Source organism: Paenibacillus sp. SAFN-054 (assembly GCF_051966755.1).
GTDB lineage: Bacteria > Bacillota > Bacilli > Paenibacillales > Paenibacillaceae > Paenibacillus_AQ.
Map to the genome: position 1 here is coordinate 2,255,460 of NZ_JBQCKS010000001.1, position 17,113 is coordinate 2,272,572.

Sequence of the window (17,113 nt, forward strand, 5' to 3'; positions counted from 1 at the left end):
ATAGAGCAGAAATGGTACTTTCCGAAGATAATAAAAAGGACCTCCAACGCTGATGTTGGGGGTCCTTTTTATTATGAATTCAGCTTAAGCTTAAAACCAATTTTCGTCGATACCGTCTTCCCGGTCCGCTTCAATGACGGAATTTGGTGTAAGCACCACAGTTTCCGTCTTGTCCACCGCCTCGGTAAGCAGGTTAGGCAGATTGGCGAGGGACGACTCGATTCTCTCCACGATACGGAGGTTCGGATTGGTAGCCGGCGATTTCGGGACGAATAAGGTACAGCAGTCTTCATACGGCAGGATGGACAGCTCGTATGTTCCGATCTGCTTGGAAATATCAATGATTTCACTTTTATCCATCATAATGAGGGGGCGCAGCAGCGGCAGCTCCGTGGCTCTCCCGATGACGTTCATGCTCGGCAGCGTCTGGCTCGCCACCTGACCCAGGCTGTCGCCCGTCACGATGGCCAGGGCACCCTCCCGCTCCGCCAGCATCGCGGCGATACGCAGCATCGATCGGCGCATCAAGGTAATAATCAGGTTGTCCTGACCAAGACCCGTAAAGGAGGTTTGAATCTCCGTAAAGGGTACCAGGTGCAGCTTGACTTCCCCGGCGTAACCGGACAGCACCTTGGCAAGCTCCATCACCTTCTCCTTCGCTTTTCGGCTCGTGAACGGGTAGCTGTAAAAGTGGACGCATTCCACTTCCAGTCCCCGACGCATGCTGGTGAAGCCTGCAACGGGGCTGTCGATGCCTCCGGAGAGCAAAAGCATAGCCTTGCCATTGCTCCCGCGCGGGAAGCCTCCGACCGCAGGAATGACCTCACAATAGATGTAGGTGCCCTGCTCCCGGATTTCAACGCGCAGCTGCAGTTCGGGGTCCTTCATGCTCACTTTCAGCAAGGCAAACTTTTTGAGCAGCGGAGACCCGACGAGATGGTTCATTTCCTGGGAGGGATGCGGAAATGCTTTCCACACCCTTCTTGCGGTAACCTTAAAGGTCGTCTCCTTGTACAGCTCCATCTGGTCCAGAAACGCTGCGCTTGTCTCAACAATTTTATCCAGCTGCGATGGGCACACGACGACCGGACTGATCGAGACGATACCGAATATTTTTTTGAGATCGTCCGTCAAACTGCTGGCATCTTCGCCATTCAGGGCGATATATAGTCTGCCATATTCCTTTTGGATCTCTGCAGCCGGGTATGAGGCAAGCACGGACCGGACATGCGTCAACACGGATTTTTCAAAACGGTTGCGGTTTTTCCCTTTTAACGTAAACTCTCCGAAGCGGAGAAGCAGCATATCATATTTCAAGCTCATTTCATTCCTTCCTGTCTAAGCGGCTGCAGCCGGTTTACGGCAGCTTCCAGCGCCTGCTGCAGCTTGTTTACATCCTGTGCCGTGTTGGTCAGGCCCATGCTGATTCGGATCGCGCTGGATGCGGCATCTTCGCTCCGCCCCATCGCGAGCAGTACCCGGCTTGGCTCGGCTGTCTTGGAAGAGCATGCAGACTTCGTGGAGACGAGCATGCCATGCTCCTCCAGCGTATGCAGCAGGACCTCCGCCTTCATGCCGGGAAACGACACGTTAACGATATGCGGTGCGCCTTCCTCGAAGCTGTTCAGCTCGAGGCTTGGCATGCTGCGAATCCAGTCAATCAAAGACGCTTTTAACGCGCCCACTTCTTTCATGAAAGCTTCAGTTTGTTCGCCAGCCATGCGCATGGCCTTCGACATCGCCACAAAGCCGGGAATATTCTCCGTTCCCGCGCGCAGTCCCGATTCCTGTTTCCCGCCGGACAGCAGCGGATGAAGCGTGATGCCTTCCCGTCTGTAGAGCACCCCGGTCCCTTTCGGGCCGCGGATTTTATGCGCCGACAAGGTATACAGGTCCGCTTGCCAGGCTTCAAGATCCACGGGCAGCTTCCCGAAGCCCTGCACACCGTCAATATGGAATGCCGTCAACGGGTTGGCCGTTTTCACGGCATGCCCAATGTCCGCAAGCGGCTGCACCGCTCCCGTCTCATTGTTGACATGCATGACGCTGACCAGAATGGTGTCCTTCCGCATGGCGGATGTAACCGCGGCAGGGTCAATCATGCCTTTTCCGTCCACAGGCAACAAGGTGATATCATATCCCTGCTTCTTCAGTTCCAGGCAGCTGTCATACACGGACGGATGCTCGATCTGTGTCGTAATGATGTGCTTTCCCCGGCTGCTGTACTGCATGGCGATGCCTTTGATGGCCATGTTGTTGCCTTCCGTCGCACCGGAAGTCAGAATGATCTCAGAGGGCTTGACCCGCAAGGAAGCAGCACATACCTCCCTAGCCTTGCTGATCAATCGGGCGGCGTCCTCGCCCATTCTGTGAATGGACGATGGGTTGCCGTAATGCTTCCTCATCACTTCGGCCATCGTTTGAATGACTTCATCATATGGCGGCGTGCTCGCCGCGTGATCCCAATATATCATGGTATCCAACCTTTCAAATTATCATTTCCGGGCAATATAAAGAGATCAAACAAGGAGGTCTTTACCTGTCAAGCTTTCCTTCATCCGTCGCATTCTCCCCGTTTGATCCCATATACGATTGTTTATATCCGCCTTGTTTCAGGCTTCATATTTAGAGCGTGCTTCCGCAATTTTGCCGATGTACTTTCTCGTCTCCTGCGGCAGCATGGCCAGCTTGTCCATCAGCTGCGCGTCAGTGGATACCCCAAGCTTGGCGAGACGGTTCGGTCCAGCATTATATGCGGCTAACGCCATATTCTCCTGGCCGTTAAAACGTTTGATCTGGTAGGACAAATAACGTGTCCCGGCATCGATGTTCTGCACAGGATCAAACGGGTCGCTAACGCCCAGTCCCGCTGCCGTTCCATCCATCAACTGCATCAGCCCCTTGGCCCCGGCCGAAGAAACGGAATTCGGGTTGAAGGAGGACTCGGTATCAATGACGGCCTTGATCAAAGCTTCGTCGATTCCGTACTTCCGGCTCGCCTGCTGAATGAGATCGTCATAAGCAGTCGGTCCGGACTTGTCCGTGGAGCGGTGGCTGCTGCTGACAAATTGAAGCTCGGCCTCTTCGGCTTCTGCCGCCGCACCAAGCTGCTGCCATAACAAGCCATCGTTGTACGAGACGCCGGGAACAGTAGGCTCTGCACCCGGGGAATCAGCGGAGGACGTGCTCACAAGCTGCTGAAGAATGACGCCAAAGTCAGAGCTGCTTCCATTCGTTAGAATGTCCTGCAGCAGCTCGTCTCTATTTTGAATACGGCTGTTGTCCTGAAGAGTAGCCCATTGCTTCGCGGTTGCCGAATCGATTTGCATGCTGAAAACCTCTTTTTCTTCTAGATGATAAGTTCCATTTCAGTCATTTTACCACGGCATTGTTCGTTCGCGCCATATATCCGTGAAATATCTTATACAATATTCGAATGATGGACCTATCAAAAAGCGTCCGCGTTCGCTCATGCTGCAGCGAACGGGACGCTTTATGTTTCCTTGAATGGAGTTTTATCGGGCAAAAGGAATAAGAACGAAATAACTGATTGTAGCTAGAATCCCCAGACCCATTCCCCAGGCTCCCCAGACCCTGCTGCCTTGACTGTAGGCATAGTAGCCGGTAACCGCTGCGATCGGGCCCAAGACGATGGACCACATGAACAGGGAAGCGATACCGAAGGCCAGGCCGACATAGCCGGCAGTTCTGCCGTTCGATTTTGTCGTCTCCCTCTCCTCATCTTCTTCCTGATTGATTTCGTACCGGCCGGCTCTTGGAGGAGCTACCTCGGCAGCATATTCCTCTTCATGGTTGTCCCGGCGCGGATAATCCCGGCGGATGCGTCTTGGGGCATGCTGTCTTTCTTTTTCGGGCTGCTCGCGCTCATCATGTTCTTGAAAATCGTCCATCAGAAAACCTCCCTTGAGTGGATGGTTTGCAAAAAATCTTGATTACACTAAGAAGACTTGGGCTTGAACGTCAGGCAGCAGGTGGCAGAGGATGTGCTTGCAACATCTTTGTGCTCGGCAAAATGCTCGCTCCCGAATTCTTCGCTGTATTTGGCGGAAGCATGCTTGTCGATCTCAATCAGGATCTGCTCGGCTTTGCACACGTTTTGCTCTCCCCAATAGCTGCAATTGCTGACGCTGCATTTGACAATGGTTCTTGGATCATTCATTTTAAGATCACCTCAGATACCATTGTCTCCTTGCCCGCGTGCCGCTATACAGCCAGCCGTTGTCAGTTGCTGGCCGATGTTCATAATCCAAGAAAAGGCACTGCAACCCGCCAAATAAGGAAATACACCGCAATAAAAAAGACGCCCGGAATAGGCGTCTTCATAGTTTCGTTTCCCGAATCTATATTTAGGCGTGAGTGCGTTGGTTTTGCATTCTACGCTCTGTCAGGTAGTCGCTTTCGTAATACGTCAGATCATCCCGAAGGTCTTCAAATACTTTCGTAATGTCCAGGATAATGTCCCGCACCGGGCGCACAGGTTTCGCTCTGAAACGGATTGCATCTTGTCCGGTATAAGCGTAACGGCCATCCTCGGAATAGCTTTCGCTTTTTGGATAGAAAAAGTTATTCACGCAGTGGTGATATACATTATAGAGAGCCTTCTCAGCAAATTCGGTATCGAAATTGGCACGGCGCAGCGCGATTCCAAGCTTCTCCGAAGACACTTCGCTAAACACGAGCAGATGGCGCAGATCGGAAAGAAACCCTTTGTAAAAATGCAGTGTTTCTTCATTTGATTCCGGCGCAAGCTGCTGGAGCGAATGCTCGTTCAGAAATCCTTCCAGCTTATCGATCGCATACTTCAGCTTCTCTTTCGTGGTCTCACACAATTTTTGAACATTACCTGCTGACATCGCTAATTTGCTCCCCCTTAATGGTTGCTTCAGTCCATTTGCTGGCATTATACAATAAAACCGCTTTAAAGCATCATTTTTCCATGTATTATCCTAACACAAAACCAAGTGAAGCGGTATCCCTTTCTGCAATACCACAGGACAAATCCTGGGAGCGGCAACGAAGGCGATGATTCAGGGTATAAAATAGCCCTTCTCTCCTCACGATATAGGTAATTTCATTCTCAGGAGGTTTAAGTTATGTCCCGTCGCACATGGGCAGGCCTTGGCATCGCGGCAGCTGCCGCTGCGCTGATCTTCGTGATGCAGGTGCCTCATTCCAACGATACCCATACCCGCAAGCAGGCTTCCGAGCCGGTCATACCGAATCCGAAGCAAGAACACATTTCCAAGCAAAGTATGATGGCACAGGATATCGCCTCTACCGATCATTTGACGCGTCTTGACGCGAAGCAGCATTTGACTTCCATGCTCGATAAGCTTGCTCAAGCCGGACCGGCTCAGATCTCGGATTACGTGCGGAATCTTCAAAAATCACATGACCATTTTACCATGATCATATGGCAGGATGCCAAAAAGGGAAAACGCCAGGAGTATGCCATCTCCAAAAACAACTGGAATGAAAGCGACCGTACAACGTTAAAGGGATACATGCGCAAAGCCGAACAAAGTATTTCCCAGCATCGTTCTTACGAATCCCCTTCCTTCAAATTGGACGGCAAGCAGTACTTCGTAATGGCCGAGCCCGCGAAAACCAGGCCGAAACAAGGCGTCATCGCACTCATGAACCAGAGAATCCTTACGGAAGTGGCCAATCATCAGAAAAAGAACCTGCGCCTCATTCCTTATCCCAAAGAAGGCAAGTATAAAGTGGAATCCGTTCATGCCGATACCTTGCGGGACATTACCGTTCGAACGGGCCATGACAATGAAAAAGCCAGCCATTTTTACGAGAACGAAATTGTCGTCCGTTTCCGGCAGGATCCTACGCGTGAGGACATGAACCGGATCGTGTCGGAGCTCAGGGCGGAATCGTCACGCAAGCTTGGATATGCCTATGTGTTCCATGCGAGCGGAATGGATTACAGCCAGTTGAAATCGTATTTCTTAAAAAAATGGAACCCATTGTACGTCGAGCCCCATTATTTATATATGACCAACGATAAAGTAAAAGAATCCACGAGCAGCTTGCCGAACGTTCCCAATGACCTGCTGTTTGCCAAATATCAGTGGAATTTGCCCGCTATTGAGACGAACCAAGCCTGGGATATTTCCCGCGGCAGCAGCGACGTCATCGTCGGGATCGTGGATACGGGGGTCGATTTGCAGCATCCGGATCTGCAGGGACAGCTGCTGACAGGCTACAATGTCATCAATCCCGATTCGGACCCGCAGGATGATGTCGGGCATGGCACGCATGTGTCCGGCATCATCGGAGCCCTCGTCAACAACAACGAAGGCGTGGCGGGAATCAGCTGGTATAACAAAATGCTTCCCGTCAAAGCGCTTGATAAATCCGGCTCCGGTACGACCTACTCCGTTGCCGAAGGCATCATCTGGGCGGCCGAAAATGGCGCCAAGGTCATTAACATGAGCCTCGGCAACTATGCCGATTCCGAGTTTCTCCATGATGCCGTAAAGTACGCTTACGACAGGGACATCGTCCTTGTGGCCGCTTCCGGGAATGACAATACGGAGCGCCCGGGTTATCCAGCCGCCTATCCGGAAGTGCTCGCGGTTGCTGCAACGGATTCCAATATGAAGCGGGCTTCGTATTCCAACTACGGTGATTACATTGACGTGTCAGCGCCCGGAACGAGCATTGCCAGCACGTATCCCGGAAACCAGTATGCCGCATTGTCCGGCACTTCGATGGCAAGCCCTCATGTAGCCGCTATGGCAGCGCTGATCCGTTCGCGCAATCCGGACCTGACTAATAAACAGGTCATGGATATTATGCGAAGCAGCACGGTGGATCTGGGCCCCAAAGGACGGGACAAGTATTACGGCTACGGACAAATCGATATCTTAAAAGCCCTGGAGGCCGCCGGAAATTCTGAAGCCCCTCTGCAATTTTGGCCGCAGCATGTACAGAAGAAAATGGACTCCGTGATCCAGACAAATCACTAAGCATGCCTATCGCATTGCGTTATTCTCAACCATTTCGCGCAGCTTAACAAAAAACAATCCCGCCGCAAAGGCAGGATTGTTTTTTATCACCGGAAAGGAACAATTAACGTTTGCAGCGTTTCATACTGGTTGATACGGGGGCCGCATATTCATCTTTCACGACATAGTTGCAGATGTGCTTAGGCACAGGAACGCAGTGATGTCTCTTTACAATTTGAACCGTGTGAACCACAGGGACGATTTGTGGATAATAATAATCCTGAACAACAACCGTTGGATCTGTATAAACCGGGTCAGCTGGCGGACAATGGAAACAATGTGGACGATGCATTTGCAAGCAGCTCCTTTCGTCTATTTAATACATTTTATTAGGTTTTAGTCTTATCTGTTTGTACGAATGTCCATGTTTTTCAGGTACTAGACCAAATCAGGCTCGTACCGTCCAGCGCGGGAAAGCAGCAGCACAAAAAGACGGCATCTGCCGGCCGAGACCGGGATGCCGCCTTGAGGATTTCTTATGCAAAAAGGTTGCAGTTTGGAAAGTTTTACGTAAGCCGGGTTCTGTGCTCGTCGCGGTACAGCCGGGAACTACCCTCCCGCGGATAAGCGACAATCATCTATCTAGGCCAATCATTGCTAATTGGCTCAAGCGACCAACCCGAACGCGCCTCGGGCTAAGGCTGCTTCTCAGGGAAGCTGCGTTCCATTAGGTCTTGCTCCAGGTGGGGTTTACCAGGAACGAAGTCACCAGCGTTCCTCGGGGTCTCTTACACCTCGGTTCCATCCTTGCCTGATCCGCTGAAACAGCGGCCATCGGCGGTCCATTTCTGTGGCACTATCCTTCAACTCGCGCTGACTGGACGTTATCCAGCACCCTGCCCTGTGGAGCCCGGACTTTCCTCTCGCGGCGCCCTTACGCGCCGCCAGCGATTGTCTGTCAAACTTTCCGGACAACATTGTATAGTATACACTGAAAGGCTTCAGGTTTCAATCCTCTTCGTCTTCCAACGTTAACGGTATTTACCTTTACATAAACCGGAAAGGCTCCGTATTGATCAGGGAAGCCACGACTTGGGTATCGTAACGATTTTTAGCCAGCATGTCGCTCATCCATTCGGCTACTTTCACCTTCATGATTTTTTCGGCGTTATGTCCCGGATCGATTAGCGTCATGCCAGCCGCCAGCGCATCCTGCGCCGTATGGTAGTCCACGTCGCCCGTGACGAGCACATCCGCTCCGCGGAAGCGGGCGGCTGAATACCAGCGGCTGCCTGAGCCGCCAATAACGGCAGCCTTCTTCAAGATACGGTCCGGATCCCCCACGACGCGTACATACGGGACATCCAGCTTTTCCTTGACGAGCTCAGCGAAGGCCGCCAAAGTTTGTTCCTTTTCAAGCTTTCCGACTCTTCCCAGTCCGTAAACCTTTCCTTGGAGCTCCAAAGGATACAGATCATAGGCGACTTCCTCGTATGGATGGGCCTTCTGCATCGCCTGAATGACGCGGCGCTGAACGCCTTGCGGCACGATGGTTTCGATGCGAACCTCTTTTGCATTTTCGATTTTCCCATGTGTTCCCAGGAATGGCTGGCTTCCTTCTTGAGGCAGGAAGGTTCCGGTCCCTTCGATATTAAAGCTGCAGTGACTGTAGTTTCCGATCGCCCCTGCACCGGCTCCCATCATGGCACTGCGAACCTGATCGGCATGCGTTTCGGGAACGAACACAACCAGCTTGAACAGTTGCTCCCGCTGGGTCTCATCAATCGGAACCGTACCCTGAATGCCGAGCGCCTCTGCCATCCAGTCATTCATGCCGCCTTCGGCGATATCCAGATTCGTATGCGCGATATATACGGCAATGTCGTTTTTGATCAATTTCTCATAGACCTTTCCTGCTGGCGTATCGGTATTGATCTGGCGCAGAGCCCTGAAAATAATGGCATGATGGGCGATGATCAGGTCGGCTCCGATCCGGATCGCTTCATCAGCCACTTCTTCATTGACGTCCAGCGCAACAAGGACGGTTCGAATTTCCTTCTGCAGGCTTCCCAGCTGGAGGCCGATGCGCTCCTTGTCATCCGGTTCGGCCAAATGCTTCGGAGCCAGCTGCTCCATATATTGAATTACGGTCTGTCCTTTTGCATACATGCGAGTACCTCCTTAATCTGATCCATCTCGCGTTTCAGATGCAGCGACTTGGTTTCCGCGGATTCGAGCTTCGAAGCCGACAGTGATTCCAGAATGCCCTGAAGCTTCTCAAGCTCGCCGTTCCATTTATCGATCAGCACCGGCGACGGCTCCTTCAGAAGCCATGGTCCCATCCGTAACAGCAGCTCTGACGTAACCGTAAACGTGCCTTCCCCGCTGCTGCTCGGCCATTCCTGGTCCTGATAAAGCAAACGGCTGCTAATCCGCTCATCTTCCTTTTCCGGTACGGCTGTCAGAACTTCGTAGATTTTTCCGTCTTCCTCCAGAATGGTCTCATACGTCAGCAGCCAGCCGTGCTCCATGAGCCATCTACGGAGAATATCTTCCCCAACGTTGGGCTGCAGAATAAGAAGCTGCACATCAACCAGCTTGTCCTGCCCACTGTCCAAAATGCTTGCAATCAAGCCGCCGCCCATACCGGCAATCGTAATCACATCGACTTCGCCTGCCTCGATGACGGCGAGCCCATCCCCTCGTCTAACCGAGATCCGCTCCTGCAATCCTGCCTCGGCAACCTGCTTGGCAGCGGCCTTGAACGGTCCTGGATTCACCTCGCCTGCGACTGCATGCAGAACCCTTCCTGATTCCACGGCTGCCACAGGCAGCATGGCATGATCCGAACCGATGTCTGCCAGACGGCTTTGGCCCGGAATCCGCTCCATAATCGTCTCTAGCCTTTTCGATAATTTCATGAACGCACCCACATCTTCCGATTATTTTTCCATTTTTTATAGCGTAACAAATCAGGGGCCCACTCCGCAAATAAACCCGAATTCCCCCGTCCTGCCACGGTCCAAGCTTTCAGCTATGTGCAATAATAATTTGCATTGGCCTCTGAAAAGAGCTAAAATAAAAACAAATAAAGGAAATAGTTCTAAAAGAAAGAAATCAATCCTGTTCATTTTTTTCAGCCCTTCGTTCCTCTGAAAAAAAAGACCTTGCTGCGAAAAAGCCTGCAGAAGGTCAGTTCCATAGTACTATTCAAGAAAATCTTTCAGGCGTTTACTGCGGCTTGGATGGCGCAGCTTGCGAAGTGCCTTGGCTTCAATTTGACGAATACGCTCACGGGTAACGCCAAATACTTTGCCCACCTCTTCGAGTGTTCTCGTCCGTCCGTCATCCAGACCAAAGCGGAGACGAAGAACGTTCTCCTCGCGTTCGGTCAGCGTATCCAGCACGTCTTCCAGCTGTTCCTTCAGAAGCTCGTAAGCCGCTGCGTCAGCTGGTGCCAACGCTTCCTGATCCTCAATAAAATCGCCCAGATGCGAGTCATCCTCTTCACCAATCGGAGTTTCCAGCGATACCGGCTCTTGGGCAATCTTCATAATCTCCCGAACCTTTTCCACGCTAAGCTCCATTTCGGCAGCGATTTCTTCCGGCGTCGGTTCGCGCCCCAATTCTTGAAGCAGCTGACGGGATACCCGGATCAGCTTATTTATCGTCTCAACCATGTGAACCGGAATCCGAATCGTTCTAGCCTGGTCCGCAATGGCGCGCGTGATAGCTTGACGAATCCACCAGGTTGCATAGGTACTGAACTTGTATCCTTTTTTGTGGTCAAACTTCTCGACGGCCTTAATAAGACCCATGTTGCCCTCCTGGATCAAATCCAGGAACAGCATGCCGCGGCCTACATACCGCTTGGCAATACTCACGACCAGACGAAGGTTCGCTTCGGCCAAACGACGCTTCGCTTCCTCATCACCATTCTCGATCCGCTTTGCAAGCTCGACTTCATCATCGGCAGACAAGAGGGGCACCCGGCCGATTTCCTTCAGATACATCCGTACCGGATCATTGATCTTAATGCCCGGTGGAAGGGACAAGTCGTCGTCAAAGCTGAAATCATCGCTGTCATTGTTCTCATGGTCGTCGGATTGACGGTGCATGCCGTTGTCATCCTCGTCGTTCTCGTTCACCACGTCAATGCCAAGATCGCTCAGATGCTCATAAAACTCATCCATCTGTTCAGGGTCTTGATCAAACGGCGACAATTTCTCCATAATTTCTTTGTAATTTAAAGAAGATCTCTTTTTACCCTGTTCAATCAGCTGGTCTTTTACCTGATCAAGTGTAAATTCTGTCTCTAGTTCAGTATGCTGATCATTCGCCATAACTCGACTCCCTCCTCCCTAGAAACATTCAAGCCTTTTCTTTACTGTCTCTCTAGGGCTATAATCTCACTTGCAATTTGTGCAGCACGCAAAAAGTCCCCTGACCGCTCGGCAATGATCATTTCTTCTTTCTTCTGATCAATCTGCCGCTTCTGCGGAACCTTCTGTACTTCCCGGATACAATCATCCAGCTCCTGTATGTTCCACTCCGGCGGAGTGTCCATCATGGAGATGGAGCTTACGGTCTTCTCCAGACGGTCATCGTGCAGAGATGACATAAACCGGCTAATATCCGGGGGTTTGCCCTGTGCGTAGTAGGCATATAGATAAGCAGCAATCGCTGCATGATCATCGATGTTGAATGCGTCACCGAGCCGTTTTTCCACATAGCTTGCGGCTTCGGCATCCTGCAGCATCATGGCCAAAAGGCGCCGTTCTCCGGTATGGTATGCCGGCAGCAATGTAGGAGCAGAAACCTGCCCTTTTTTATGCCTACCATTATTCCACCTTTTGTCGTTATTATCCCCATCCGGCATGTTTTTTTGCATGGACTGTCGGATCTCATTGCAATCCTGCTTGAGGCTTTCAAAAGAAAGCTGAAGTTCGGAGGCAAGCTCCCTCAAATAAACTTCCCTCTCGGTCGATGAAGGCAGGGCCGCGATGATCGGAAGCACTTCCTTCGTATACGCGATCTTCCCGTCTTCTTCTAGCAGTATATGGTTTTTTTTCAGATATATAAGCTTAAATTTCGTGGTGGACACCGCACCGTCAATGATCTGGCGGTTAAAGCGATCGGCACCGTATTTCCGGATGAACTCATCCGGGTCCAATCCCTCGGTCAAAATTGAAATTCTGACGCTTAAGCCAACACCCTCGAGCAGCGGAATGGACTTCATGGCTGCGGCTTGTCCGGCACGATCGCCGTCATAGCAGATCACGATTTCGTCCGCCATGGTTTTCATCAGTGCCGCATGACTTTCCGTGAGTGAAGTGCCCATCGTGGCTACGCCGTTTTGCACACCGGCCTCCCAGGCCGAGATCACGTCCCCATATCCCTCGAATAAAACGATTTGCCGCAATTTGCGGATGGACGGTTTGGCCTGATGCAGATTGTACAGAATCCGGCTTTTATTGAACAGCTTGCTTTCGGGCGAATTTAAATATTTCGGCTGACCGTCTCCCAGAATTCTTCCGGCAAAGGCGATGATTCTACCGTTACGGTCATGGATGGGAAACATGATGCGGCCGCGAAAGCGATCGAGGTAATCGTCACTCTCATGGCGCCTAGACAACAGTCCGCCCTTTTCCATCTCGTTCAGGTCGAATTCTCTTTTGGTCAAAAACTGAACCAGCGTAGTCCAGGTATCCGGCGCAAAGCCGATTTGAAATTGGTCGATCACCTTGTCGTTAAAGCCGCGTCCACGAAGATAGTCGATCGCCGCTTTGCCGTGCTCGGTATTCTTGAGCAAATAGTGATAAAATTTGGCCGTCCATTCGTAGGCCTGAAGCAGTCGGTCTCTCTCCGGATTCGGAGGTATCACCACGGCCCCTTGTCCTTCCGGAAGCGCAATGTGACTTTCCTCTGCCATGGTCTTGACGGCCTCGGGGAAGGATAACCCTTCGATTTCCATCCTGAATTTGATGGCATTTCCGCCTTTGCCGCAGCCATAGCAATAGAAAATCTGCCGATCCGGTGTCACCGTAAAAGAGGGGGTTTTCTCCGAATGAAACGGGCAGAGGCCTTTCATGTACTTCCCCTGCTTGGTCAGATGAACGTACCTGCTTACCGTATCGACGATATTATGCTGCTCGAGCACCGCATCGATCACTTTTTCCGGAATGTTACCCTGTCCGGCATTCATCTAAACCACCTTCATCTCTTTTTGGCACGTAAAATATAATTCGCTACCGTTAAACATTCTCCTGCAATCCTTGCAAAAGTTTTGTCAGTTTCTGTTGAAAAATTCTTTTGTCCTCCGGGGTAATCGGTTTGGGGCCCTTGCCGTAGCTGCCTTGACGCCTCGCTTTGGCCTGATGATGCCGCCGGTCCAGCATGAACTCGATATTCTCACCGGTATAGCTTTGTCCCCGGAACGAAATGACGTGGCATCCCTTCGAAAGCGCGAGCGCAGCCAGTCCGTAATCCTGAGTTGCGACGACGTCCCCGCGTTTAATATGGTTGGCGATATAAAGGTCGGCGCTTTGGTCGCTTCGGTCTACCTGTATGGTCTGCACGCCTTCTTCTCCCTTTATAAAATGGTCATAAGAAGAAACCATCAGCACAGGAATGCGGAAGGCTCTGGCAGCTTCGCCAATTTCATGCTTCACGGGACAAGCGTCCCCGTCAACGACAATGTGTATCGTATGCATATCAGCCAGAAGATCACCCTGTTATCATGGTTTACCGTACTATTATATACGAGGAAAGGAACCTAAAATCCTTTTTCTGCCGGATAACAACTTTTGACAGCTTCCGAAAACATACGGGAGCAGGAGAAACCTGCAAAGTTTCTTCCCGCTCCGTATGTTTATACCCTAAATCCATCGTTTTCTACCAAACAAGCTTATTGAAATCGGCGAACTGCTTCAGTCCCTGATCGATCTGCGCCAGCAGCCCAAGCCGGTTATTACGCACCTTTTCGTCCTCGGCCATAACCATGACCGAATCGAAGAAGTTCGTAATGGAGGCTTTCATTTGAGCGAGAAGCTCGAGCGCCTTCGTTCCGTCTTTGTCTTCCAGAGCGGTTACGTAAGGCTTCTGAACTTCGAGCCAAGCCGCGTGAAGTTCTTTCTCGGCTTCTTCCTGAAGCAGGCTTTCGCTGACCGCGGCCTTCGAAGCTTTGGCTGCCAAGTTGCTTACCCGGTTGAAGGATTCAACGGTTGTCTTGAACTCCTCGCCGCTGTTCACCGCCTTCATCAAGGCGTCGCCGCGGGATACAACGGACATCACGTCATCAAACCCGGCTGCAATGACGGCATCCACAACGTCATAGCGCAAGTTCTCGGACAGAAGCTTCTTCACGCGAAGACCGAAGAACTCCTCCAGGTCTTTACGTATTTCGCTGCCTTGACGTTTCATTTCACGCAGCTGCGCATGCACGTCGATCGCGATGTTGAACACCTGCGACAGGGTGAGCGGCATTTGCTTGGACAGCAGCATCTGCACGATGCCCTGCGACTGGCGGCGAAGCGCGTATGGATCCTGGGAGCCCGTAGGGATGATGCCGATGGAGAAGCATCCGACGATCGTATCGATTTTGTCGGCGATGCTTACGATGGAGCCAACCAGCGAAGCAGGCAGATCATCGGAAGCGGAACGCGGCTGGTAATGCTCGAATACCGCCTTGGCAACCGCTTCGTTCTCGCCGGCTTTGCGGGCGTAATCCTCGCCCATGACGCCTTGAAGCTCAGGGAATTCATATACCATCTGGGTAACCAGATCGAATTTGCAAATATCCGCAGCTCGGCTTACGAATTCCTGATCCGTTCCCGAAATTTGAAGCGCCTCGCCCAGCTGATCCGCTATTCTGCGGATGCGGCGGACTTTATCGCCGACCGTTCCGAGTTCTTCATGGAATACGATGCTCTCCAGCTTGGACAGCGCGTCCTTGATCTCCATCTTCTGGTCTTCGTCATAGAAGAACTTCGCATCGGAAAGGCGCGCACGCAGCACTTTCTCGTTCCCCTTCGCGATCACGTCCAGAGACGTGCTGTCACCGTTGCGAACCGTAACGAAGAACGGAAGCAGCTTGCCCTGCTCATCCAGTACGGGGAAATAGCGCTGGTGCTCTCTCATCGACGTGATCAGCACTTCCTGCGGAATGTTCAGGAAGGACGGATCGAAGGTGCCGAACAGCACCGTCGGTGTCTCGACGAGGAAAAGCACCTCTTCAAGCAGATCTTCCTTGATGGCGATCTTCCAATTCTTTTCCGCGGCCAGACCATTGATCTGTTTCAAAATCATGCTTTCACGCTCTTGAACGTCCACGATGACGTGCTGTGAACGGAGGACATCCGGATAAGCAGCCGCTTCCGTTACGACCGCATCCGTCCCAAGGAAACGATGACCACGCGTTACGTTGCCTGATTTGACGCCTGTCACTTCAACATCAACGATTTCGGAACCGAACAGCGCAACGATCCAGCGGATCGGACGGACGAATTTGTAATCGTAGCTGCCCCAGCGCATGTTTTTCGGGAAGGTCATCGAAGATAAGATGCCCAGCAGGCCCTCTGCCAGAATCGAAGCGGTTTCGACGCCCGTGCTGCTTTTGGTGACATAGATATATTCAACGCCGTTTAATTCTTTGAACGTGAACTGTTCCGGATCCACGCCTTGTCCGCGCGCGAACCCGAGGGCCGCTTTGCTCCAGTTTCCGTTCTCATCCTGGGCAATTTTGCGGGATGGCCCCTTAACTTCCTCTTCCACGTCTTCCTGTTTCTCGGCTACCGCTTTGATCAGCACGGCGAGACGGCGAGGGGTGGCATAAGCCTCGACTTCACCGAAGGTCAGGCGGGACTGCTCCAGCCACTGTACGGTTTTGTCTTTGAGCTGGTCCATAGCCGCCCGCAGAAAACGTGCAGGAACTTCTTCCAGACCGATTTCAAACAGCAGATCCTTAGACATGCAGATCCTCTCCTTTCTTCAGCAGCGGGAAGCCCAGCTTCTCGCGTTCCTCCACATATGTTGCTGCCACTTGGCGGGCCAGATTGCGAACCCGGGTAATGTAACCCGTACGTTCGGTTACGCTGATTGCGCCCCGGGCGTCCAGAAGGTTGAATGTGTGGGAACACTTCAATACGTAATCGTAAGCCGGGAAGACGAGGTTCTGATCCATAGCTTTTTTCGCTTCCTGCTCATACATATTGAAGAGCGTGAACAGCATTTTGACATCCGACACTTCAAACGTGTATTTGGAATGCTCGACCTCCGGTTGATGAAAAACGTCGCCGTATAGAATGCCGTCGACCCACTCCAGATCGAACACGTTCTCTTTTTCCTGGATGTAGGAAGCAAGGCGCTCCATACCGTATGTGATTTCCACCGCCACCGGATGCGTTTCGATTCCGCCAACCTGCTGGAAGTACGTGAACTGGGTAATCTCCATCCCGTCAAGCCATACTTCCCAACCAAGTCCTGCGCAGCCAAGGGAAGGATTCTCCCAGTTGTCTTCGACAAACCGGATGTCGTGATTTAGCGCATCCACGCCGAGCGCCTTCAAGCTCTCCAGGTAAAGCTCCTGAATGTTGTCCGGAGAAGGCTTGATGATCACCTGAAACTGGTGATGCTGATACAAACGGTTCGGGTTCTCGCCGTAACGTCCGTCGGAAGGACGGCGCGAAGGCTCCACGTAAGCTACCTTCCAAGGCTCCGGTCCAAGCGACCGCAAGAAGGTCATCGGATTCATCGTGCCTGCTCCCTTTTCCGTGTCATAGGGATTCACGATGATGCAGTTCTGCGCTGCCCAAAATTGCTGCAGGGTCAAAATCATCTGCTGAAAATTCATTTGCGCCTCTCCTTTGCTTTTTCATGAGCGTTGGTTTCGCTCCTACACAGCTTTAAACAAGAGTCTGTCACAGCAGGCCGTTTTGAGGACAAGCAAAAAGCTCTCGCCCATGCCTGTTGTACAGACATAGGGACGAGAGCTGTTATTCCCGCGGTTCCACCCTACTTGATTGCAGGCTCCGCAACTGACGGAAGCCGCAATCCTCTTTTAGCCGATTTCATATCATGCTCCCGGCTGCCTTTCATGAATTTCGTTCCACCGGGCTTGCACCTTCCCCGGC

At 51.9% G+C, this 17,113-nt stretch carries 14 protein-coding genes, 1 other RNA gene and 1 other annotated feature (1 of these 16 running past the window's edge); of the genes, 1 reads left to right on the plus strand and 14 read right to left on the minus strand.

Going from position 1 to position 17,113, the window contains the following annotated elements; translation table 11 throughout:
* Positions 1-90: 90 nt before the first annotated feature.
* The 6 genes from thiI to ACTHPM_RS10340 form a co-directional block, all read right to left on the minus strand.
* Positions 91-1,317, minus strand: coding sequence for a tRNA uracil 4-sulfurtransferase ThiI (thiI, locus tag ACTHPM_RS10315; protein WP_440395406.1), 1,227 nt, complete (start codon positions 1,315-1,317; stop codon positions 91-93).
* A gap of 2 nt (positions 1,318-1,319) precedes the next feature.
* Positions 1,320-2,474 carry a cysteine desulfurase family protein gene (locus tag ACTHPM_RS10320; RefSeq protein WP_440395074.1) on the minus strand — a complete coding sequence of 385 codons (1,155 nt, stop codon included), beginning with the start codon at positions 2,472-2,474 and terminating at the stop codon, positions 1,320-1,322.
* A 138-nt stretch (positions 2,475-2,612) separates the two neighbouring features.
* Entirely contained in the window at positions 2,613-3,329 is a 717-nt protein-coding gene (locus tag ACTHPM_RS10325) for a lytic transglycosylase domain-containing protein (protein ID WP_440395075.1), read from the minus strand.
* Positions 3,330-3,515: 186 nt separating this feature from the next.
* Positions 3,516-3,911, minus strand: a complete 396-nt coding sequence (locus ACTHPM_RS10330) for a hypothetical protein (RefSeq protein WP_440395076.1) — start codon at positions 3,909-3,911, stop codon at positions 3,516-3,518.
* Between the two features lie 47 nt (positions 3,912-3,958).
* Positions 3,959-4,180, minus strand: a complete 222-nt coding sequence (locus ACTHPM_RS10335) for a DUF1540 domain-containing protein (protein WP_440395077.1) — start codon at positions 4,178-4,180, stop codon at positions 3,959-3,961.
* 187 nt (positions 4,181-4,367) lie between these two features.
* Positions 4,368-4,874, minus strand: a complete 507-nt coding sequence (locus tag ACTHPM_RS10340) for a YpuI family protein (protein WP_440395078.1) — start codon at positions 4,872-4,874, stop codon at positions 4,368-4,370.
* Between the two features lie 240 nt (positions 4,875-5,114).
* Between ACTHPM_RS10340 and ACTHPM_RS10345 the strand changes: the two genes are divergently transcribed.
* On the plus strand, positions 5,115-7,004 hold the full coding sequence (locus ACTHPM_RS10345) for a S8 family peptidase (RefSeq protein ID WP_440395079.1): 1,890 nt from the start codon (positions 5,115-5,117) through the stop codon (positions 7,002-7,004).
* Between the two features lie 535 nt (positions 7,005-7,539).
* Here the strand turns inward: ACTHPM_RS10345 and rnpB are convergent.
* The 8 genes from rnpB to glyQ all read right to left on the minus strand — a co-directional run bounded on the left by rnpB (position 7,540) and on the right by glyQ (position 16,833).
* Positions 7,540-7,950, minus strand: an RNA gene (rnpB, locus tag ACTHPM_RS10350) — RNase P RNA component class A.
* An 80-nt stretch (positions 7,951-8,030) separates the two neighbouring features.
* The gene (locus tag ACTHPM_RS10355) at positions 8,031-9,152 is read right to left on the minus strand and encodes a Nif3-like dinuclear metal center hexameric protein (protein ID WP_440395080.1); all 1,122 of its coding nucleotides are present in this window, start codon (positions 9,150-9,152) and stop codon (positions 8,031-8,033) included.
* A complete protein-coding gene (locus tag ACTHPM_RS10360) occupies positions 9,128-9,904 on the minus strand; it encodes a tRNA (adenine(22)-N(1))-methyltransferase (protein ID WP_440395081.1) in 777 nt (258 codons plus the stop codon). Before ACTHPM_RS10360 ends, ACTHPM_RS10355 begins: the two co-directional genes overlap by 25 nt.
* 285 nt (positions 9,905-10,189) lie before the next feature.
* Positions 10,190-11,326, minus strand: coding sequence for an RNA polymerase sigma factor RpoD (gene rpoD, locus ACTHPM_RS10365; protein ID WP_440395082.1), 1,137 nt, complete (start codon positions 11,324-11,326; stop codon positions 10,190-10,192).
* A 41-nt stretch (positions 11,327-11,367) separates the two neighbouring features.
* On the minus strand, positions 11,368-13,188 hold the full coding sequence (gene dnaG, locus ACTHPM_RS10370) for a DNA primase (RefSeq protein WP_440421526.1): 1,821 nt from the start codon (positions 13,186-13,188) through the stop codon (positions 11,368-11,370).
* Positions 13,189-13,237: 49 nt separating this feature from the next.
* On the minus strand, positions 13,238-13,696 hold the full coding sequence (locus ACTHPM_RS10375) for a YaiI/YqxD family protein (RefSeq protein WP_440395084.1): 459 nt from the start codon (positions 13,694-13,696) through the stop codon (positions 13,238-13,240).
* Positions 13,697-13,877: 181 nt separating this feature from the next.
* Positions 13,878-15,953 (minus strand): glycine--tRNA ligase subunit beta, encoded by a 2,076-nt coding sequence (gene glyS, locus ACTHPM_RS10380; RefSeq protein ID WP_440395085.1) that lies wholly within the window; start codon positions 15,951-15,953, stop codon positions 13,878-13,880.
* A complete protein-coding gene (gene glyQ / locus ACTHPM_RS10385; protein ID WP_440395086.1) occupies positions 15,946-16,833 on the minus strand; it encodes a glycine--tRNA ligase subunit alpha in 888 nt (295 codons plus the stop codon). The genes glyS and glyQ overlap by 8 nt, the downstream gene beginning before the upstream one ends.
* Positions 16,834-16,958: 125 nt before the next feature.
* Positions 16,959-17,113, minus strand: a binding site (T-box leader); it runs 49 nt beyond the window's last position.